Source organism: Actinomadura meyerae, assembly GCF_900188445.1.
GTDB classification, from domain to species: Bacteria; Actinomycetota; Actinomycetes; order Streptosporangiales; family Streptosporangiaceae; genus Spirillospora; species Spirillospora meyerae.
In genome coordinates this window covers 253,425-273,972 of the sequence record NZ_FZOR01000004.1, presented here as the reverse complement: position 1 = coordinate 273,972, position 20,548 = coordinate 253,425, and the positions used below count along the sequence as shown (strand labels likewise).

At 75.3% G+C, this 20,548-nt stretch carries 13 protein-coding genes; 7 read left to right on the top strand and 6 right to left on the bottom strand.

Annotation, left to right across the window (positions count from 1 at the left end):
* Positions 1 to 17 precede the first annotated feature (17 nt).
* The 4 genes from CHF16_RS06955 to CHF16_RS06940 all read left to right on the top strand — a co-directional run bounded on the left by CHF16_RS06955 (position 18) and on the right by CHF16_RS06940 (position 6,895).
* Positions 18 to 3,491: a WD40 domain-containing protein gene (locus CHF16_RS06955; protein ID WP_179271418.1), complete on the top strand. Its 3,474-nt coding sequence runs from the start codon at positions 18 to 20 to the stop codon at positions 3,489 to 3,491.
* Positions 3,488 to 4,387, top strand: a complete 900-nt coding sequence (locus CHF16_RS06950) for a tetratricopeptide repeat protein (protein ID WP_089325067.1) — start codon at positions 3,488 to 3,490, stop codon at positions 4,385 to 4,387. Before CHF16_RS06955 ends, CHF16_RS06950 begins: the two co-directional genes overlap by 4 nt.
* 104 nt (positions 4,388 to 4,491) lie before the next feature.
* On the top strand, positions 4,492 to 5,595 hold the full coding sequence (locus tag CHF16_RS06945; protein WP_089325106.1) for a cystathionine gamma-lyase: 1,104 nt from the start codon (positions 4,492 to 4,494) through the stop codon (positions 5,593 to 5,595).
* A 34-nt stretch (positions 5,596 to 5,629) separates the two neighbouring features.
* Positions 5,630 to 6,895, top strand: a complete 1,266-nt coding sequence (locus tag CHF16_RS06940) for a tetratricopeptide repeat protein (protein ID WP_089325066.1) — start codon at positions 5,630 to 5,632, stop codon at positions 6,893 to 6,895.
* A 25-nt stretch (positions 6,896 to 6,920) separates the two neighbouring features.
* On the opposite strand, the gene CHF16_RS06935 is transcribed toward CHF16_RS06940, so the two are convergent.
* The 4 genes from CHF16_RS06935 to CHF16_RS06920 form a co-directional block, all read right to left on the bottom strand.
* Complete coding sequence (locus CHF16_RS06935) at positions 6,921 to 9,080, bottom strand: DUF4132 domain-containing protein (protein ID WP_089325065.1); 2,160 nt, start codon at positions 9,078 to 9,080, stop codon at positions 6,921 to 6,923.
* Between the two features lie 62 nt (positions 9,081 to 9,142).
* Positions 9,143 to 12,547, bottom strand: a complete 3,405-nt coding sequence (locus CHF16_RS06930; protein WP_089325064.1) for a DUF4132 domain-containing protein — start codon at positions 12,545 to 12,547, stop codon at positions 9,143 to 9,145.
* A 48-nt stretch (positions 12,548 to 12,595) separates the two neighbouring features.
* Positions 12,596 to 13,984: an FAD-dependent oxidoreductase gene (locus CHF16_RS06925; protein ID WP_089325063.1), complete on the bottom strand. Its 1,389-nt coding sequence runs from the start codon at positions 13,982 to 13,984 to the stop codon at positions 12,596 to 12,598.
* 28 nt (positions 13,985 to 14,012) lie between these two features.
* A complete protein-coding gene (locus CHF16_RS06920) occupies positions 14,013 to 15,143 on the bottom strand; it encodes an amidohydrolase family protein (RefSeq protein WP_089325062.1) in 1,131 nt (376 codons plus the stop codon).
* Positions 15,144 to 15,244: 101 nt separating this feature from the next.
* On the opposite strand from CHF16_RS06920, the gene CHF16_RS06915 reads away from it, so the two are divergent.
* Positions 15,245 to 16,690, top strand: a complete 1,446-nt coding sequence (locus CHF16_RS06915; protein ID WP_218826552.1) for a type I glutamate--ammonia ligase — start codon at positions 15,245 to 15,247, stop codon at positions 16,688 to 16,690.
* A 49-nt stretch (positions 16,691 to 16,739) separates the two neighbouring features.
* Here CHF16_RS06915 and CHF16_RS06910 read toward each other — a convergent pair whose 3' ends face one another.
* Positions 16,740 to 16,886: a hypothetical protein gene (locus CHF16_RS06910; RefSeq protein ID WP_179271417.1), complete on the bottom strand. Its 147-nt coding sequence runs from the start codon at positions 16,884 to 16,886 to the stop codon at positions 16,740 to 16,742.
* A 125-nt stretch (positions 16,887 to 17,011) separates the two neighbouring features.
* Between CHF16_RS06910 and CHF16_RS06905 the strand changes: the two genes are divergently transcribed.
* Complete coding sequence (locus tag CHF16_RS06905; protein WP_089325060.1) at positions 17,012 to 17,545, top strand: CGNR zinc finger domain-containing protein; 534 nt, start codon at positions 17,012 to 17,014, stop codon at positions 17,543 to 17,545.
* A gap of 60 nt (positions 17,546 to 17,605) precedes the next feature.
* Positions 17,606 to 19,003 carry an FUSC family protein gene (locus CHF16_RS06900; protein WP_089325059.1) on the top strand — a complete coding sequence of 466 codons (1,398 nt, stop codon included), beginning with the start codon at positions 17,606 to 17,608 and terminating at the stop codon, positions 19,001 to 19,003.
* A gap of 93 nt (positions 19,004 to 19,096) precedes the next feature.
* On the opposite strand, the gene CHF16_RS06895 is transcribed toward CHF16_RS06900, so the two are convergent.
* Positions 19,097 to 20,539: an LVIVD repeat-containing protein gene (locus CHF16_RS06895; RefSeq protein ID WP_143227898.1), complete on the bottom strand. Its 1,443-nt coding sequence runs from the start codon at positions 20,537 to 20,539 to the stop codon at positions 19,097 to 19,099.
* Positions 20,540 to 20,548 lie beyond the last annotated feature (9 nt).

Sequence of the window (20,548 nt, the reverse complement as noted above, 5' to 3'; positions counted from 1 at the left end):
TCCGTAGGATTCCCACCATGATCGAGGCGACCTGGCGGCCCGGCGACGTCGTCCTCGATCTGTACGAGGTGCGCGACGTGGTCGCCACCGGCGGCATGGGGCTGGTCTACCGGGTGCGGCACCGCGGCTGGGACACCGAGCTCGCGATGAAGGTGCCCCGTCCCGAGCTGGTCGGGTCCGAGGGCGCGCTGCGCGGCTTCGAGGACGAGGCGGAGACCTGGGTCGGGCTCGGCCTCCACCCGCACATCGTGAACTGCGCCTACGTGCGCCGGCTCGGCCCGCTGCCGGGGGTGTTCGCCGAGTGGGTCGGCGGCGGCAGCCTCGCCGACGCGATCCAGGAGGGCCGGCTGGCCGGCCCGGACCCGCGCGGCACCACGGGCCGGATCGTCGACGTCGCCATCCAGTTCGCCTGGGGGCTGGACCACGCGCACCGCAACGGGCTCGTCCACCAGGACGTGAAGCCCGCGAACGTGATGCTCACCCCGGACGGGACGGTCAAGGTCACCGACTTCGGGCTGGCGAAGGCGCGGGTCCGGGCGGGCGAGGACGGCGTCCCGCGCCCGGACGCCGACCCGCTGGTCAGCTTCGCGGGCCTGACCCCGGCGTACTGCTCCCCCGAGCAGGCGCGGGCCGCGGCGGGCGACCGGACGCCGCTGACCCGCGCGACGGACGTGTGGTCGTGGGCGCTCAGCGTGCTCGCGATGTTCACCGGCGGCCCGCCGGTGCGGGCGGGCGCGGCCGGCGGGCGCGCGTTCGAGGAGTTCGCCGTGCGGGCGGCCGGGGTGCTGCCGCCCGGCCTCGCGCACGTGCTGCGCGCGTGCTTCCGGCCCGACCCGGCGGCGCGCCCCGACCGGATGGACGAGCTGGCCGAGGCGCTCGCCACCGTGTACGCGCAGGTCACCGGCACCCCCTATCCCCGGGAGCGGCCCGCGCCCGCGACGCTGCTCGCCGACGGGCTGTCGAACCAGGCGCTGTCCATGCTCGACCTCGGCCACCCCGAGGAGGCCGAAGCCCTGTGGGACCGGGCCGTGCGGGCCGACCCCCACCACCCGCACGCCGTCTTCAACCGGGGCCTGCACCTGTGGCGCTCCGGCCGGATGACGGACGCGCAGCTCGTCGGGGAGCTGGAGCAGGTCCGCGCGACGCACCGGGACGGCTGGACCGGCGACCACCTGCTCGGCCTCGTCCACCTGGAGCGCGGCGCCGCGGACGAGGCGGTGGCGCTGCTGAGGGCGGCCGCCGGAAAGGCGCCGGACGCCGCCGAGCCGGCCGCCGCGCTCGCGCGGGCACGGCGGCTGCCCGCCGCGCCGCCGCCCGCCGTCCTGGAGGGGCACGCCAACCCCGTCAGCGCGGTCGCGCTGGGCGCCGGGCTCGCGGTGAGCGGCGGCCGGGACGCCTCGAACCCGCCGCCGCCCGGCGCGGAGGGCGGCACCGTGCGGATCTGGGACCTGGCGTCCGGGCGCTGCCTCCACGTGCTGCGCGCGCACTCGGCCGGTCTCGCGGGCGGGGTGTCCGCGGTCGCGCTGAGCCCGTGCGGCCGGTTCGCGGCCTCCGGCGGCGCGGACGGCGCCGTGCTCGTCTGGGACGTCCGGACCGGGGCCCTGCTGCACCGGCTCGAAGGCCATGCCGGCCAGGTCGACTCGCTCGCGTTCGCCTTCGACGGCTCGCTGCTGGCGACCGCCACCGAGGGCGGGGCCGTGCGGCTCTGGGACACCGGCGACGGACGATGCGTCCGCACCCTGCAACGCGAGCAGGACCTCCCGCGCGCCATCGGCGGGGCCGTCGCGATGACTGGGGACGGGCACGTCGTCAGGTGGGAGCCCACCACCATGCGCCTGCGCGTGTGGGACGCGGCGAAGGGCATGCTCGTCCGGACGACGTCGATCCCCCGGGCCCGTGTCGCGCTCAGCGCGGGAGGCCGCGTCGCTCTGGCCTCGACAGGCGCGGAACTGCGCGTCTGGGACACCGTGGCGGGGCGTCCGGTCCGCACCGTGGAAGGCCCGATCAGCCCCGACACCCGGTTCGCCGTCTGCGGCGAGGGCACCCGCGCCCTGTCGACCGGCCCGGACGGCTTACAGCTGTGGGACCTGGGCGAAGGCCGGGTCGTCCGCACGCTGCCGGGCGAGGGCGCCGTCATGGGGACGGTGGCGCTGAGCGACGACGGCCGGTCCGCGCTCACCGCGGCGGGCGGCCCGGCCGTCCACGCGTGGCGGCTCGCCGGGCCGGGACCGCACGCCCCGTGGAGCCACGCGCGCCCGCGCACGGCGGCGGAACTGGCCCGCGAGGCCGACGCGGCGGGCCTCGCGCTCTCCCGCGCCCGCAGGCTCGCCGACGCCGGGGACTGGGCGCGGGCCGGGGCGGAACTGCGCGCCGCGCGGAGCGTCCCCGGCCACGAGCGGAGCCGCGACCTGCTCCGGCTGTGGCGCGCGGCCGGGCGCCACGGCCGCCGGACGGACCTGCTGGGCGCCTGGCAGGGATCCGAGCTGCCCGGTACCGAGCGCAGATCGGTGAGCGACGGCGTGCTGAGCGCGGGCGGCGTCCTCGCGGTGGCGTTCGGCGGCTGGTCGATCGTGTGGCTCGTGGACGCCGAGTCCGGGGACCTCCTGCACACGCTCCAGGTGGGCGGCGTGTCCGTCGGGTGCGTCGCCTTCACCCCGGACGGGCACCGGCTGCTGACCGGGGCCAGCGACGGGAAGGTCCGCGTGTGGGACGTGGCGTCCGGCGAGTGCCTGCGCGTCCTCGGCGGCCACAAGGCCGACGTCCGCTCGCTGGCGGTGAGCCCGGACGGGCGGCTCGCCGCATCCGGCGACGAGAACGGCACCGTCCGCGTCTGGGACCTCGCCAAGGGCAGGCGCAAGCAGGTGCTCAAGGGCCACAGCGGGGTCGTTCTCTCCCTCCACTTCGGTCCCGGCGCCGACACCCTCCTGGTGTGGGACATGCGCCGTGTGGTGACGCTCTGGCGGCTGCGAGAGCGGCAGTCCCGTGTCCTGCCGGGCCAGTCGCCGGCCGCGATGAGCGCCGACGGCCGCACGGTCGTGACGTGCGGACACACGGTGGGCACCCTCTGGATCTCGGACGGGACGACCGGCGAGGGCACCGGCTACGTCCGGGGCACGTCGGAGGAACTCGCGTCCATCCACGTGGACGCCTCCGGCGACCTCGCCGCCACCGTCGGCCCCGGCGGCGCCCTGCGCGTCTGGGACCTGCGCGCCGAACGCCTCCTGCACCACCCGCGGGAGCCCGTCACCTGCCTGGCGTGGAGCACCGGCGACCGGTTCGCGGTCTCCGGCGGCCCCGACGGGAACCTGCGCGTCTGGGACGTCCCGTCTGGACGCTGCCTGCACACCCTCAAGGCCCACACGGCCGCCGTCACCTGGGTCGGCCTCAGCGCCGACGCCCACCTCGCGGTGTCCCGCGACCGGGACCACGTGATGCGGGCCTGGGAACTCGACTGGGACCACACGTTCGAGAACGGAAAGGCACCCCCATGATCCTCAGCTGCTCCGGCTGGGCCTGCACGCGCCTCATCTCGGTGTCCAAGGTGCCGGGCGGCAACCCGGTCGCCCGCAACGACCCCGAGGGCTTCGCGATCGAGTTCATGATCTGCGGCGACTGCGGGAAGAACTTCTGCGACCGCTGCCACGCCCCGGGCTCGGTGTTCCGCGCGCCCCGCTGCGCCCACTGCGGCGGGAAGCTCGTCCCGGGCCGCAGGCTGGAGCAGCTCAGCGGCCGCCCCCGGCCCGCCGAGGTCGAGCACCACGACCGGGCGGTCAGCGCGATCGAGTCCGGCCGGTTCGCGGACGCGCTGCGGGAGCTGGACGAGGCCGTCCGGCTCCGCCCCGGGTACGCCACCGCCCACCACTGGCGCGGCGTCGCCCTCCTCGACTCCGGCCGCCCCGCCGAGGCGCTCGCCGCCTTCGACGAGGCGATCCGGCTCAACCCGTCCGACGTGCCGTCCCGCTTCGAGAAGGCCCGCGCGCTGTCCATGATGGAGCGCGTGGCGGAGGCGCTCGCCGCATACGAGGAGACCATCGCCGTCCAGCCCCGCTACCCCGCGCCGCAGGTCAACCGGGCGGTCCTCCTCATGGACTCCGGCCGCGACGCCGAGGCGCTCGCGGCCATCGACCAGGCGATCGCCCTCCTCACCTCCGGTACCGCCGTCGGCGCCGGCCAGTACCACCTGGCGAGCGCCCACAGCGTGAAGGGCGCGGCCCTGGTCAAGCTCGGCCGCTACGAGGAGGCCCTGCCCGTCATCGACTACGCCATCGACAACGGCCCCGACTCCTGGAACGACCACTACAACAAGTCGGTCGCCCTCGAAGCCCTCGGCCGCATCGAGGAGTCCGAGGTCGCCCGGAGCATCGCCGACTCCCTCCGCGACGCCTGACGGGTCCCCGCCCGCCGGCGTGGGGCCGCCGCCGGGGCGTGCGGGTGGCACGGCGTAGCGTGATCCGCGGGGCGGGCGCGACAGAGATCTTCCGGGAGGGGCGAGTGACGATCGGGGACGGGACGCTGGCGGTGGGGGCCGGGCGGCCGGAGGCGGAGAATTTCGCGCCGGGGCTGCCGGGGCCGGTCTTCGCGGCGCATTACCATCTGGCCGGCGAGCCGAGCGGGCCCTACGCCTACGGGCGCGATTCCAATCCGACGTGGACGCTGCTGGAACGGGCGATCGGCGAACTCGAAGGCGGCGCCGAGGTCGTTTCGTTCTCGTCGGGAATGGCGGCCGTCGCGGCCGTCGTCCTGTCGCAGGTGCGGGCGGGCGATGTGGTCGTCCTGCCCGACGACTGCTACATGGCGACGCGGCAGCTGAAAGAGCGGCTGGAGTCCTACGGGGCGGAAGTGCGAATGGCGCCCACCGGCGGGGACGCGCAGCTCGCCCTCGTGGACGGGGCGCGCCTGGTGTGGCTGGAAACGCCGTCCAATCCGCGCCTTGACGTGTGCGATATCGCGCGGATCGCCGAGGCCGCGCATGCCGCGGGCGCCCTGGTGGCGGTGGACAACACCCTTGCCACTCCCCTGGGGCAGCGGCCCCTGGATCTGGGCGCCGATTTCTCCGTCGCGAGCGATACCAAGGCGTTGAGCGGGCACGGGGACCTGCTTCTCGGGCACGTCGCGACCCGGGATCCGCGGCTGGCCGACGAGGTGCGGTTCTGGCGTAAGACGGTGGGCGCCGTTCCCGGTCCGATGGAGGCATGGTTGGCGCATCGGTCGCTCGCCACGCTGGAACTGCGGCTGGAGCGGCAGGCCGCCAACGCGATGGCGCTGGCCGAGGCGCTGCGGGGACGGGTCTCCGGGCTCAGGTATCCGGGGCTGCCGGACGACCCGTCGCACGAGATAGGGGCCCGGCAGATGCGCCGGTTCGGCTGCGTGGTGTCGTTCACGCTGCCGGGCGAGGCCGAGGCCGAGCGGTTCCTCGGCGCGTTGCGGCTCGTCATGCAGGCCACGAGTTTCGGCAGCGTGCACAGTTCCGCGGAACGGCGGGGCCGCTGGGGCGGCGACGCCGTGGAGCCAGGTTTCATCCGTTTCTCGGTCGGCGTCGAGAACACCGGGGATCTCGTGGCGGACGTTCTGCAAGCCCTGGAGAAAACGGTGTGAACGAGCGGGGCCCGCCGCTGTAGCGTGTCCCGCCATGAGCGACGCGCGGGCACTTCTGGAAAGCGGCGACATCGCCGGGCTGATCCGGCATCTGCGGTTCAACGCCGACGGCATGGAACTGCGCGAGATCGCGCGGCTCATGGAGGGCGCGGCCGAGCTGTCCGGATTCGACGACATGCGGGACGCGGCGAAGGCGATGGCCCGCGAGCAGGGACCGCAGCAGCTCTACGACTTCGGCTACGCGTGCATCGAGCGCGGCATCCCGTTCCTCGCCATCCCCGCGCTGCGGCGGGCAGTGGAACTGATGCCGGACGAGCCCGTGCTCGTCATGGAGTTCGTCTCCGCGCTGGAGCGGGAGAACCGGCACGCCGAGGCGGTCGCCGTCCTCGAACCGCGGGCCGGCGCGCTCGATCCGTGGCCCGCGCGGTACCTGCTCGCCTACAACGCGCTGTTCTCCGGGGACGCCGAGCGGGCGGAACGGGAGGCGGCGGAGCTCCCGGCACCCGAGGACGAGCGGTGGCTGCCCGCCCGCGACCGGCTCGCCCGGATGATCGCGCGGGCCGGGGCGGTGCGGGCCGTCTCCCCGCTGGACGCGCGGGACCTGCGCGGCTGGCACTTCGCGCTCACCGGGGGCTTCCTCGCCACGATCTCGCCGTACGGGTTCGAGGACGGCATGACAGGGCGGTTCGCCTACATGTCCGATGATTTCGGGATGTGCCGGCGGAGCCTCGACCGGCTGCGCCTCGTCCTGGACGCCGCCGGGCTGCGGCCGGCGTCGGTCGGGCTGCTCCCCGACCGGTCGAGCACGATCCTCGGGCTGGCGGCGGCGCGGCTGTTCGGGCTGACCGCCGAGCCGTTCGCGCCCGGCCGCCCCGATGTGCTCGTCGTCGCCTACGACCTGAACGAGACCGAGCTGGACGAGGCCCGTGCCCGGGGCCTGTGGGAGCGGGCCGAGGGCCAGGTGCTGTTCGAGCACGCGTCCTGCTGGACCGACCCGCCGGTGGCGAGCGCCGACGTGACCGGGTTCCTGCACCAGGTCGTGAAGTCGCCGTGGGGCGAGCGGCTGCGGATGGCGCCCGAGGGCGGGACGGAGACCGTGCCGCCGGACGACCGCCCCGTGGAGGAGCTGGCCGCCGAGATCGTCCGGGCGGCGCCCGAGGCGGCCGAGGACGAGGGCGCGCCGCCGGACCCCGACGAGGTGCTCGCGGGGATGGTGAGCCGCGTGCGCGATCACTGGCGGACCGGGCCGAGGGACGCGGTGCACTCCCCCGGCCCGGTGCCGAGCAGCCGCTTCGTCTAGCCGGTCGGGTCCGGACGATCGGGGTCTAGGGGCTCAGGGACGTCAGGTCGGCGAGGAGTTCGGAGACGAGGACCGGGTCGAGGTCCGCGAAGCCGTTCTCGACGACGAGGGACGGCGCGTAGTCGCCCGCCGACGTGCCGATCCAGACGTGCTCGATCGTCTGCTCGGGATGCAGGTCGGTGTACCCGACGGCGATCCCGGGGTTCAGGTCGAGCACGACGGTCGCGCCCGGGGCGAGCGTCCAGGACATCCAGCGCTCGATCCCGTTGTCCTGCGGCGCGCCCCGCCTCCAGCCCGACCGGGTGAGGCCGAGGAGCCTCCCTGTCGGGACGGTCAGGCCCTCGAAGCGGGCCAGCCTGCCGTTCGCGCCCTCGCCCCCGGCGAGGGTGTGGACGGGCCGCCCGAGCTGCGGGAACGGCTGCAGGATCTCGTAGTCGGCGAACACCTCGACCCACGCGTCCACGGTTGCGCCGAGGTGCAGCGGGTGGGCGACCCGTACCGCCGCCTCGGGGGGCTTCACCGCTTCGTCGTCCACGCCGGCGAACGTCAGGTCCTCGGCGACGCGGAAGGACCGGTCGCCGCTCAGCCAGACCAGGCGCCGCGCGAGATGTCTCATCAGCGGATGGCCGACGACGAAGTCGGCGAACTCGGCGGCGGTCCACTCCCGGCCCGTGACCATGGCCGACTCCAGCCGGGCGACCTGCACGGACGCCACGGCGCGCAGTTCCTTCTTCAGCTCCGCGAACCGCCGGTGGGCGGCGGGCGCCAGCTCGGGGTCGTCCTTCGCGCCCGGCTTGGGGAGCGACGTGCGGGCCTTGCCGCTCTCGTCCGCGACGGTCGGCTTGAGCTGCTCGTCGAAGCCGACGGTGAACCGGCGCGGACCGTAGTCGAGGACGAGCGCGCCGGCGGAGTCCAGGCCGAAGTCCGGGACGAGGCGGTCGGCGAGCTGCTCGGTGGTGAGGCCGCGGCGCTTCGCCGCGAACGCCAGCCTGCGGGCCGCCTCGGCCTTCAGCCCCTTGTACTTCGCCTTCCGCGCGATGCCGTCGAGCTGCGCGAGGGCGGTGTCGCCGCCGATCTGGACGAGGACGCCGAGCCCGTGCACGGCGCGGCCGTGCCCGCCGGGCATGCCGGGCCAGCTCTTGATGTGCGGGGTGAGGCGGCGCGCGGTCTCGTCGTCGCCGAACCGTCCGAGCATGGACAGCACGAACCCGCTGCGGCCGGGGAGGCGCGCCGCCTCCCACGCCTCGAACAGCGCCCACGACAGCGCGGTGAGCGACTCCGGCTCGCACGCGCCGGCGGCGGCGTCCACGATCGAGGCGACGTCGATGCCGCGGCCGTCCGGCACCGTCAGCGCGAGCAGCAGCGTCCGGATCGCCTCGGGCGGCAGTTCCCCGCCGCCCTTCAGCTTCGGCGGGGGCAGCGCGCCCACGTCCAGCCACGCGGGGAGGGGCGGCGGCTTGTACGGGGGCTGGGCGGGCGCGGCCGAGGCCGGAGCTTCGGCGAGCAGGGCGGCGACCGCGGCGGCGGCCTCGTCCCCGTGGACGCGGGCGGCCCCGGCGACGTCGCCCTCGATGGTCAGCAGCGCCTTGACCGCGTTGCGGCGGGGGCCGACGCGCTTGCCGAGCGCGTCCGGCACCAGGTACGGGACGGCCGCGAGGCCGTGCCGGTCGAACCAGGCCGCGGCGAGGCGCTGCGCCGACTTGAGCCGGTACAGCCAGTCCGCCACCAGCCGGGCGACGTCGGCGGACAGGAACGGCATCAGCACCGGGCCCGTCCCGTGCGGGTTCTGCTTGGCGAGCCGGAACGCCACGTCCCAGGCATCGGTCTCGAAGCGGGCGACGATCGGCCGCAGCGAGTGGGCGAAGTCCCACGTCACCTTCGGCTGCCACCCGGCCAGCAGCGGACGGGCGAGGTGCTCGGGCGCCCGCGCGAGAAACCCGGCGCGGGTGGGCTCGTAGCTCATCCGGCCGTCCCGGAACTCCGCGGCGGCCTCGTCCCATCCGTCGTCCGGCCAGGATTCGTAGACCCGTCCCGCGGCCCATTCCTCGCGCTCACCCGGAGCCCAGCGGAGCTCGCGGCCGCCCGGCGCTTCGAGGCCCGGTACGAGGACCGGCTCGCCGCCGGACCGGGGCGCGGCGGGCTTGCGCGCCCACGGCGGTTCCAGCAGCGCCTTCGGCACTTCCATGCTGCTCTCTCTCAACTCGTGGTCTTCCTCAGGTCGGGGCCTTCCTCAGGTCGGGGTCGCCCTCAGGTCAGGGTCGCGAGGTCGGCGAGGATCTCCGACGCGGTCACCGGGTCGAGGTCGGCGAACGTCCCGGTCGGCTCCCCGCGGCCCATCCAGAACTGGTCGGGACGCGAGGCCAGGCCGACCTTCTCCAGCGTCTGGTCGGAGAAGTCGCTGGGGATCCCCACCGGGATGCCGGGGTCGAGGGAGATCACGAGGTACCGGCCGCCGGGCAGGCTCCGGGAGATCCAGCACTCGACCCCGGCGTCCATCGGCTCGCCGCGCCGCCAGCCGCGCGACGTGAGCCCGAGGAGCTTGCCGAACGGAACCGTCCGCCCCTCGAGCTCGGCCAGCCGGCCGGACGCGCGCTGCTCGCCGGTCAGGCGGTGGACGGGCCGGCCGAGCTGCGGGAACGGCTGCAGGATCTCGTAGTCGGCGAAGACGCCCGCCCAGTCGCCGACGGCGGAACCGAGGTCGATGGGATGCGCGATGCCGACGGCCGCCGAGTCGGGGATGGTGAGGACGTCGTCGTCCACGTCGGCGAACGTGCCGTCCTCGGCGACGCGGAACGCGGTCACCTTGCCGCCGCCGGGCTCGCCGTCGCTCTCACCGTCGGTCTCACCATCGATGGCGAGCCAGACCAGGCGCCGGACGATGTGCCGGACGAGCGGATGCCCGGCCAGCAGCTCGGTGAACTCGCCCGCCGGCCAGCGGCGGCGCGCCACCATGCACGCCTCCAGGCGGCGGATCTGGTCGGCGGCGGCGGTCCGCACGTCCTTCTTGAGGCCGGCGAACGCCTTGTAGGCGGCGGGCGCGAGCTCGGGATCGTCCTTGGCGCCCGGTTTGGGGAGGGCCTTGCGGCGCTTGCCGTCCTCGTCCATCACGAACGGCTTGAGCTGCTCGTCGAAACCGACCCTGAAGCGGCGCGGCCCGTAGTCGAGCACCATGCCGCCGTCGGCGTCCAGCCCGAAGTCGGGGACGAGGCGGTCGGCGAGCTGCTCGGACGTCAGGCCGAGCCCGGCGGCGACCTCCTCGATCTTCTCCTGCGCCCTGCCCTTCAGCCCCTTGAACTTCACGCGCTGCGCGATGCCGTGCAGGTGCATGAGAGCGACGTCGGTGCCGATGGCGGCGAGCACGTCGAGGCCGGTGACGGCCTTGGCGTGGCCGCCGGCGCCGGGCCAGGCCCGGATCAGCGGGGTCAGGTCGCGGACCGTGCCGTCGTCGCCGGTCAGGCCGAGCTGCGTCAGCGCCCACCCCTCCTTGGACGGCGCGCCCTGCTCCTCCCACGCGCGGAACAGCGCCCAGCCGAACCGGGCGAGCGAGCCGGGGTCGCACAGCTCGCGGACGACGCCCGTCCCCGCGTACTCCTCGCCGGGCTTGGACATCGCGAGGATCGTGACCACGTGCTGCGCGGCGGCGGCCGGGAGGGCGTGCGCGCGGTCGCGGAGCAGGAGCTGCGGGAGCAGGCGCGCGTCGGCCCAGCCCGCGGTGGCCGGGATCTTCGCGGGCAGGACGTCGAGCTGGTCGGCGGACAGCAGCGCCTCGACCGGCGCGGCGGCCCGCTCGTCGTGGGCGCGGGCCGCCGCCGCGACGGCCTCGGCCCCGTGCCGCTCGGCGATGAGGCGCAGCGCGTTCTCGGCGGCGCGGCGGGCCGCGCCGGCCTTGCCGAGCGCGTCCGGCAGCAGGGCCGGGACGGCGGCGAGACCGTGCCGGCCGAACCAGGCGCGCGCCGTCTTCCCCGCCTGCTTGAGACGGGCCAGCCAGTCGGCCATGAGCAGCGCGACCTCGTCGCTCAGGTAGGGCAGCAGGACCCGGCCGCAGTTCGTGGGATCCAGCCGCGCCAGCTCGGTGACGACCCCGAGCGCGTCGAGCTCGAACCGGGCCGCGATGGCGGGGCCGACCCTCTCCATCCCCCACGACACCTGCGGCTTCCAGCCGGCGAGCAGCGGGCGCACCAGTTCCTCGGGCGCCTCCACGAAGAGCGCGATCTGCTGATAGGGCGCCAGTTGCTGCGTGCGGAACTTCTCGGCCTCGGCCTCCCAGTACCTCCGGTCGGTCCGCCGCCCGCCGGACCGCCAGGCATCGCGCTCCCCCGGCTCCCAGGCGATCGAGCGGATGCCGGGCGCGGGCACGTCCTTGACGACGGCGGGCTTGGACTTCGACCGGGGCCGGGTCCACGGCGGGGCGGTGAGCAGCGGAGGCAGCGCCTCCGGCGGAGCCTCCGGGACGCGGGAGCCGGTGCCGCGGAGTTGCTCGATCACCGCTCGGGACTCCTCCGGCAACCCCGGCAGCATCTCCTCCAGCAGCTCGGGATGGGTGAGGACGAGCCGCCGCAGGACCGGCTCGACCCCCGGCTCGGCGGCCGACGCGGCCAGCAGCCGCAACGCGCGCGCGGGGAAGGACTGGGCGGCGGTCTGCAGGACGGGCGGGACGAGGCGGTCGCCGATCCGGTCGATGAGCGCCTGGAACGCCCCATCGGCGGGCAGCGCGGCGAGGACCCGCAGGATGGTCCGCTTGGCATCGGCCGAGAGGTACCGCCCGTCGAGCGCCCCGGCGATCAGCGGCGCCGCACCCGCGGGCCCGACGCCCTCGACGAGGGTCGCGAGGACGCTCTGCGCACGGTCGCGGTAGCCGAGAGGGAAGCGGCCGGCGTCGACCTGGCCCGGGTCGCCGAGTGAGCAGAACAGCATCCAGCGCGGCTCGGCCTCGGGGGGCATGGCCTCGATCTCGGGGTCGGCGCACAGCTCGTCCACCCAGTCCCGCCGGGTCGGCGCCAGGTAGGAGGCGACGAGCCGCTGCGGGGGCGTCCGCCGGTGGGACGCCAGCCGCTCGACCGCCTCGGCGTAGACGTCGTCGGCGGCGGTGGCGAGCAGCGCGCGCAGGTGACGGGCCTCCTTCTCGTTCGTCCACCAGCCCCCGATGGCGTCGATGGGATCCCACTCTCGGACGCCCTTCCACGTCCGCTGCCGTCCGGCCTGGAGGTAGTCGACCCTGATCGTCGGCTCCTCCGCGTAGGCGCAGGCCGCGAACGGCAGGCCGTGCTCGGCGGCCCACGCGTCGAGGAACGGAGGCTCGCCGCCGATCTGGGCCAGCCCGCCCACGGCGACGGCGACGTCGGCGACCACCGCCGCGCCGAGCGGGTCGGGCGCGCCGCCGAGGTAGGCGCGGGCGTGCTCGGCCGGCGCGGGCGTCGTGCCGGGCAGGGCCAGCACCTCCTCGACGCGGCCGCGCACGCCGTCCAGCAGTGCCCGCATCCGGTGCGGCGCGTCGGCGTCGGTCCGGACCGCCGGGCGCGCGGACCGGTCGCGGCGCGGATGGATCAGTGCCCGCCACGCGGCCGGCACCTCCCACGCGCTCTCGCCCTCCCCCGCGCGATCGTTCCCCACGGTGTCGTCAGCGGCCGTCGTTTCCGGCCCCGTCATGTCCATGCCGCCACACGGTAAGGGAGATCACCGACAAAGGGGCCGGTGAATCGATCAAGAACCGGCGCGCATGTCGGCCTCCACGGCCTCGGCGGCCTTGCGGGCGGCGACCAGCACCGGGTCCCAGACGGGCGCGAACGGCGGCGCGTAGCCGAGGTCGAGCCCGGTCATCTCCTCGACCGTCATCCGGTTCCACAGCGCGATGGCGAGGCCGTCGATGCGCTTGGCGGCGTTCTCCCGGCCGACGATCTGCGCGCCGAGCAGCCGTCCGGAGCGGCGCTCGGCGATCAGCTTCGTCTTCATCTCGGTGGCGCCCGGGTGGTAGCCGGCGCGGGTGGTCGAGTCGACGGCCGCGGTCACCGCCGCGAACCCGGCGGCGGCCGCCTCCCGCTCGTTCAGCCCGGTCCGCGCCACCTCCCAGTCGCAGATCTTGGACACGGCGGTGCCGAGGACCCCGGGGAAGGTGGCGTAGCCGCCGCCGAGGTTGATGCCGGCCACCCGCCCCTGCTTGTTGGCGTGCGTGCCGAGCGGGATCGCGGCCGGGCCGCCGGACACCAGGTGGCGGCTCTCGACGCAGTCGCCCGCCGCCCACACCCGCTCGGTCCGGGTCCGCATCCGCCGGTCGGTGACGATGCCGCCGGTCGGGCCGGTCTCGATCCCCGCCGCCCGCGCGAGCCGCGTCTCCGGCCGCACGCCGAGGCCGAGGACGACCAGGTCCGCCGGGAGCGTGCGGCTCCCGGTCCGCACGGCGGTGACGTGCCCGTCCGGGCCGGTGTCGAAGCCCTCGACCGGCTCGCCCAGGTACAGCCGCACGCCGAGGCCGCGCATCGCGTCCGCGACGGTCGCCCCCATGTCCGGGTCGAGCGTCCGCATCGGCTGCTCCGAGGCGTCCACCAGGGACACCTCCAGGCCGCGCATCACCATCGCCTCGGCCATCTCCAGGCCGACGTAGCCGCCGCCGACCACGACGGCGCGGCGGGCCTCGCGCTCTTCGAGGGCGCGGACGATCGCCACCCCGTCGTCGAGGATCTGGACGCCGTGCACGCCCTCCGCGTCCACGCCCGGCAGCGGCGGCCGGATGGGCGCGGCCCCCGTGGCGATGACCAGGTCGTCGTAGTGCTCCCAGCGCTCGCCGCCGCGGTCGGCCTCGCGGAGCCTGACCCGGCCGCCGTCCAGGTCGATCTCGACCGCCTCGGTGCGGATCCGCAGGTCGATGCCGCGGTCGGCGAACTCCGCCGGGGTGCGGGCGATGAGCGCGTCCAGGTCGCCGACCACGCCGCCGACGAAGTACGGGATCCCGCACGCCGAGTAGGACGCGTGGTGCCCCCGCTCGACGGCGACGATCTCCAGCTCGTCCGGGCCGCGCCGCCGGCGGGCCTGGGACGCGGCGCTCATCCCGGCGGCGTCGCCCCCGATCACGAGCAGGCGGTCACGTGCGGCCATACCGGTTCCTCCCAGAAGATCGCGTTCCTCACCGACCATAGACGCGGCGGGCGTTGCCCGACGCGACGAGCCCCGCGACGCGCTCGGCGTCCGCGGCCGTCCACGCGCCGTCCTCCACCCCGCCCGCGAGGAACCCGGCGAGGCCGCGCCGGAACAGCAGCGCGCCCAGGTGGTACAGCTCGGCGAGCCCGTAGGCGTCCGAGGAGTACAGCACCTTCCCGAACGGCGCCAGCTCCAGCAGCTCGGCGATCAGCGCCGGCGAGCGGTGCCCGAGGCCGTTGGTCGCGAGCCCCGCGTCGACGTACACGTTCGGGAGCACCTGGGCGAGGTACCCGGCGTGCCGGTGGAACGGGTAGTTGTGCAGCAGCATCGCGGGGACGGGGTCCATGGCGCGCAGCAGCCCGGTCAGCAGCAGCGGGTCGCCGCGGCGCAGGTCGGCGTCCGCGTCCCCGTACCCGACATGGAACTGGACGGGCAGCCCGGCGTCGACCGCGCACCAGACGAGGAACCGGTGCAGGACCTCGTCGCACACGCGCGGCGCCGTCCCGGACTCCTCCGCCGCGCGCATCAGCCGCCCGGCCGCCCGCGCCGCCTCCGCGTCCGGCGGCCGCTCCCCCGCCAGCTCCAGCCCGGCCCGGTAGGCGGCGATCGACTTCGCGCCGGCGGCGCCGCCGGCGTCGATGCGGTCGTCGAGCCGGGCCCGCACCTCGTCGGCGAAGCGCGCGGCCTCCACCCCGTCCGCCGCGACCCCCTCCGCGATGGCCTCCAGCCGGACGATCTCGTGCGCGGGCGCCCCGGCGAGCCGGCCGAGCTCCGGCGGGTCGAGGATCGCCTCCGGGCTGTAGCCGGTGTCGACGTACAGCGCGTCCAGGCCGGCCGCGGCGAGGAACCGCCGGTTGACCTCGGCGGCGCCCAGCTCGGCCCGGCGGGCGAGGTACTCGCCCGGCTCGGCGTGCGGGTCCAGGTCCAGGACGGGCGGGCACCAGCGCCGCAGCGCGAACCCCACCTGCGTGTCGAACATGCTCACGCCGGGCGGGCCGGACGTCTCCGCCTCGGTGAGCGACTCCTCGAACTCCGTCCGGTCGAGGTCGCGGCCGAGGACGCCGTGGCAGTGGTGGTCCACCAGCGGCAGCGACTCCAGGTACTCCAGCACGCGCACGCCTCCCTGAAACAGGCCGTCGTTCTCCCTACGATGCCCTTACGGGCCGTTACTGGCCGTGCCCGCCTCCTCCGCCGCCACTCCGACCGGGAGCCAGCACCGTGGAACAGACCTCCGAGACCGCGTCCGGCGAACCGCGCCCAGGCGCCTACGCGCTCGACGGGCGGGAACGGGCGCGGCTCGGCGGGCGGGCCGCCGAGGCCGCCCGCCGCCTGTCCGGGCAGGGCATCGCGGCGGTCGCGCTGACCTGGGTGGACGTCGCCGGCATCACCCGCGCCAAGACCGTCCCGGTGGACCGGCTGGAGCAGGCCGCCGCGTGGGGCGTCGGGATGTCGCCGGTCTTCGACGTGTTCCTGCTGGACGACTCGATCGTCTCCGGCCGGTACATCGGCGGGCCCGCCGGCGACCTGCGGCTGCACCCCGTCCTGGAGCGGCTCGTGCCGATGGCGGCGCTGCCCGGCTGGGCGCACGCCCCCGCGCTCCGGTACGCCCAGGACGGCACCCCGCACCCGCTGGACGCGCGGGCCCTGCTGCGCCGCGAGACCGACCGGCTCGCCGCGCGGGGCTGGTCGGTCAGGGCGGCGTTCGAGATCGAATGGGCCGTGTCGAAGGGCGGGGGGCACGCCTTCGTCCCCGCCTCGGCGGGCCCCGCCTACGGCATGGCGCGGGTCACCGAGCTGGCCGGGTACCTGCGGGACGTCCTGCACGCGCTGAAGGAGACCGGCGTCTCCGTCGTGCAGCTCCACCCCGAGTACGCGGGCGGGCAGTACGAGGTGTCGGTGATGCCGGAGGACCCGCTCGGCGCGGCCGACACCGCCGTGCTCGTCCGGGAGACGATCCGGGCCGTCACGGTGGAGCACGGCCTGGCCGCGTCGTTCTCCCCGAAGGTCGACGCCGACTCGGTCGGCAGCGGCTGCCACGTCCACCTCAGCCTGTGGCGGCGGGACGGGGCCGGCGAGCCCGCGAACGCGATGGCGGGCGGCTCCGGCCCGTACGGGATGACGGGCGCCGGGGAGTCGTTCGCGGCGGGGATCCTGCACCGGCTCCCGGCGCTGCTCGCGATCGGCGCGCCGACGGTGGCGAGCTACCTGCGGCTGATCCCGTCGCACTGGGCGGGCGCGTTCGCGTGCTGGGGGCTGGAGAACCGGGAGGCGGCGCTGCGGTTCGTCACCGGCGCCGACGGCGAGCGGGCGGCCGCGGCGAACCTGGAGGTCAAGTGCGTGGACGCCGCCGCGAACCCGTACCTGCTGATGGCGGCGCTGCTCGCGGCGGGCCGGGACGGCCTCGGCGCCGACCGGCGGCTGCCGGAACCGGTCGGGACCGACCCGGCGGGCCTGCCGGAGAGCGAGCGCGCGGCCCGGGGCATCGTGCCGCTGCCGGCCTCGCTCGCCGCGGCGGTCGCCGCGTTCGAGGCGGACGCCGCGCTGCGGGACGCGCTCGGCGAGGCGGTCGTCGACACGGTCGCGACCGTGCGGCGCGGGGAGATCGAGCTGCTGGACGGCGCGACCCCGGAGGAGATCGCGGCCGCCACCCGCTGGCGCCACTGAGGGGGCCGCGGTGCGATCGGCGCGTCGGGTCGGGTCGGCGGCGGTCGGGTCAGGGGCGGTCGGGTGCGGCGGCGTCGCGCCGCCCGGCGGCCACGACGGCGCCCGCCTCGAAGCGCTGCACGCGCATCTGGAGCCTGCCGCACGCGCAGCGGGTGTAGGTCACCACGCCCTCGGAGGTCAGGTGCCGCGACAGCACCTCGTACACATCGGACTCGGGCCAGCCACAGCGCGGGCATTCCACGGCGCATCCCCAGGGACGTCTGTAAGGGTTGTATTCAAGATATCATTTACAGGTGTCGGGGTGGACCGGAGGCAGGGGTAATGCGCATCACGGGCTACAAGAGCCACGGGGTATCGGCGGCCGCCGCGCTGGTCAACGCCGTGACCAGTGCCGGCGGGGACGCCTCGGCGGACGCGCTGCGCCGCATCCTGCGCGAGAACGAGTTCTTCTGGCAGGAGTTCGAGGACGCCGACGCCGAGGACTTCCGCGCCTGGGGCCGCATCCTGCGGCCGTTCTTCGAGGCCGAGCGGCTGGAGGACGCGATGGCGCTGCTCAACCGGCTGATGCTGGAGGTCCCGATGCATCCGCACCTGTCCGACCACGAGCCGCACGGCCTGCACATGCACTACGCGCCGCCCTCGTCCCGGCTCCCCCACCGGTTCCGGGCGACCACGCTGATGAACCTCGCCGAGCTGATCGTCGAGCACGGGCTCGGCCGCACCGGGGTCTGCGCCGCCGGGGGCTGCGACCGGGTGTACGCCGACACCTCCCGGGCCGGGCGGCGCCGGTTCTGCTCGGAGGCGTGCGCGAACCGGACGAACGTCGCCGCGTTCCGCGCCCGCCGGCGGACGTGATCTGACCCGCATTCCGCGGCTTTGCCGCAATATTGCCGGGGCGCGGGAAGGACTCCACGCATGTCGCTTCCGTTCCTGCGCCGCCGCTCCCGCGCGGGCGGCCGCGCGTCCGGCGGCGGCCGCCGCGGCCGCCGCCCGCCGCTCCGCGTGACCACGGAGGTGCAGTCCACCGTCTACAAGATCGCCCGGCTGACGCTCACGGCCGTGCTGGCGTTCGTGCTGGCGACGGCCCTGCTGCCGCGAGGCGGGCCGCAGCCGCTGCTGTCCCCGCTGACCGCGCTGCTCGTCGTGCAGTTCTCCGTCGTCGGGACGATCAGGGCGAGCATCCTGCGGGTCGCCGCGGTCACCTCCGGGGTGCTCGTCGCGGTGATGGCCTCGGTCACCGTCGGGTTCTCCTGGTGGACGCTCGGCCTCACCATCCTCGCCGCGCTGGTCATCGGGCACGTCCTGCGGCTGGGCGAGCACGTCCTGGAGGTGCCGATCTCCGCGATGCTGATCTTCGCGCTGGGGGCGGCCAGCGAGGCCGGCGCGGCCGAGCGGGTACTGGAGACGCTGATCGGCGCCGCCACCGGCCTGGCCGCGACGCTGCTGTTCCCCTCGGTGCGGGTCCGGCCCGCGGAGGAGGCCGTCCAGGACATCGCCGAGAAGCTGCGGACGCTCATCGAGGAGATCGCCGAAGGGCTGCGCGGCGAGCGCACCCCGGGCGAGGCCGCGCGCTGGCAGGAGGAAGCCGAGCGGCTCGCCCGCGAGATCGGCCAGACCGACCGGGACCTCGTCGCCGCCGAGGAGAGCGTCCGGCTCAACCCCCGCGCGCGCCGGATCGTGGACGCCGGCGTCGCGCTGCGCAACGCGATGGAGACCATGGAGCACTGCATGCTCTCGCTGCGCGGCCTGACCCGGTCGCTCGCCGACGACGAGCGGTTCGGCGAGCGCGGCCGGCTGATGACCGACCCGAAGCTGCGCCGCGAGCTCGGTGACGCCCTCGCCGGGATCGCCGCGAGCATCGCCGCCTACGGCCGCCTCGCCCGCTCCGACCTCGCCCGGGACGCCCGCCCGTTCCACGCCGAGCAGGATCTGGAGGTGCGGGTGGACGTGGCCCGCGAGCGCCGCGCCCGGCTCCGCCGGGAGCTGCACGGCCGGGCCGCGGCCGGGGACCTGTGGCCGCTGTACGGGGAGGTGTCCATGGACGTCGACCGGCTCATCGAGAACCTGCGGGTCGAGCACCGGGCCCGCGCCCGCGAGCACTGGCGGCGGCACCGCGGCGCGGCCCGGCACCTGCCGGAGCGCCCGGTCCAGGTCGTCCAGCAGGCCGGGCACCAGCTGCGCCGGGCCGCCGGGTCGGCCGTCCAGGCCGCCGAGCGCACCGCCCGCCACCCCGGCGACCGGCGCTCGAACGGCGACCGGCGCTCCGACGACCACCGTCCGGACGACCGTCGCTCGAACGGTGACCGGCGCTGAAACGGCCGCGCTGAAACGGCCGCGCTGAAACGGCCGCGCTGAAACGGAGAGGCCCGCCCCTCGGACGGGGCGGGCCTCTCTGTGCCGCCGGTGTCAGCGGAAGGTCGGCTCCAGGACGTCGACGCCGCGCGTGTTGTCGGCGACGTAGACGTACTTGCCGTGCCAGTAGGGCTGCCAAGACGCGGCGTCCGCCGGCCGGTAGTAGGCGAGCTGCCGCGGGTTCGTCGGGTCGCGGACGTCCAGGAACCGCGTGCCCTGCGAGTAGAACGACTGGACGATCACGCCGTCGCGGACGTCGAAGTAGTGCGCGGAGCAGTCGGTGCTGTTCGGGTCGCTGCCCTCCTTGCCGGCGACGCCCCACGTCCCGACCGTGTGCAGGCGGAACTTGTTCTCCGGCGTGGACCGCCAGCCCTCACCGCCGTAGGAGCCCTCCAGCGACGCGATGACGAGCAGGCCGTCGTTGGCGCAGCCGTCGTTGAACGTCTCCTCGGTGACGTACAGCAGCTTGCCGTCGCCCCACCTGCGCGGGTCCGCGGCCTGGTTCCGCGTCCCGCCGACCGCCCGGTAGCTGTTGTGCATGAAGGTGGAGTTGGTCGTCGCCTCGTCGAGGCCGCCGCCCGCGTACGGGACGGGGTCGACGGCGGTGGCCTTCCGCCACTTCTTCGCGACCGGGTCGTAGTGGCGGCCGGTCGTGTAGTAGCCGCGCACGCCGCCGCGCCCGGACGCCCACGCGACCCCGTCGGAGTCGACCTGGATGTCGTGGGTGTAGTCGGTCTTGCCGTCGTTGCGGCCGGTGTCGATCGGGTCCCTGTGGACCTTCGGCTTGGCCGGGTTCCGGACGTCGGTCACCCAGACCGGCCGGCCGCCCCAGTCGGCGGGCATCCAGTCGGCCTTGGCGGGTCCGCCCGTCCACAGGTACTTGCAGTCGTTCACGCAGGTCGTGGTGTGTCCGGCCGGGACCTTCACGTAGGTGATCTGGCGCAGGCTCTCCGGCTTGGACGCGTCCACGACGTAGATGCCCGACTCGCCCGTCGCGGTGCTGCCGCCGAAGGCGCGCGGGTCCCGGGACAGGTAGATGATCTTGCGCTTGGGGTCGACGTCGGTGTCCTCGGTCTCCCACATGCCGGGCATGTTCAGCTGCCCGACCAGTCTGGGGACCTTGGGGTCGGCGGTGATGTCGTAGGCCTTCAGCCCGAAGTCGCCGGTCACGTACATGATCGTGCGCTTGTGCCGGCCGTGGCCGTAGTCCAGGAACATCAGGGAGATGGCGCCCTTGGCGTCGGTCACGCCGCCGACGCGCCGCACGCCCTTGACCGCCTCGGACTTCGCGGTCGCCGCGGCGTCCGCCCGGTGGGCGTGCCCGGCGTGCCCGCCGGTGCCCTCGGTCCCGGCGGCCTGGTCCGCGGCCTGTTTCGTCTGGTTCTCCGGTTCGGGCGGGCACGCCCAGGCGCTGCCGGCCAGCAGCGCCACGGACGCCGCGACCGCCACGCCGCCCTGGATCAGGCGTCCGGCGGGGATGGATGTGCGGGGGAGCATCGCGCCTCC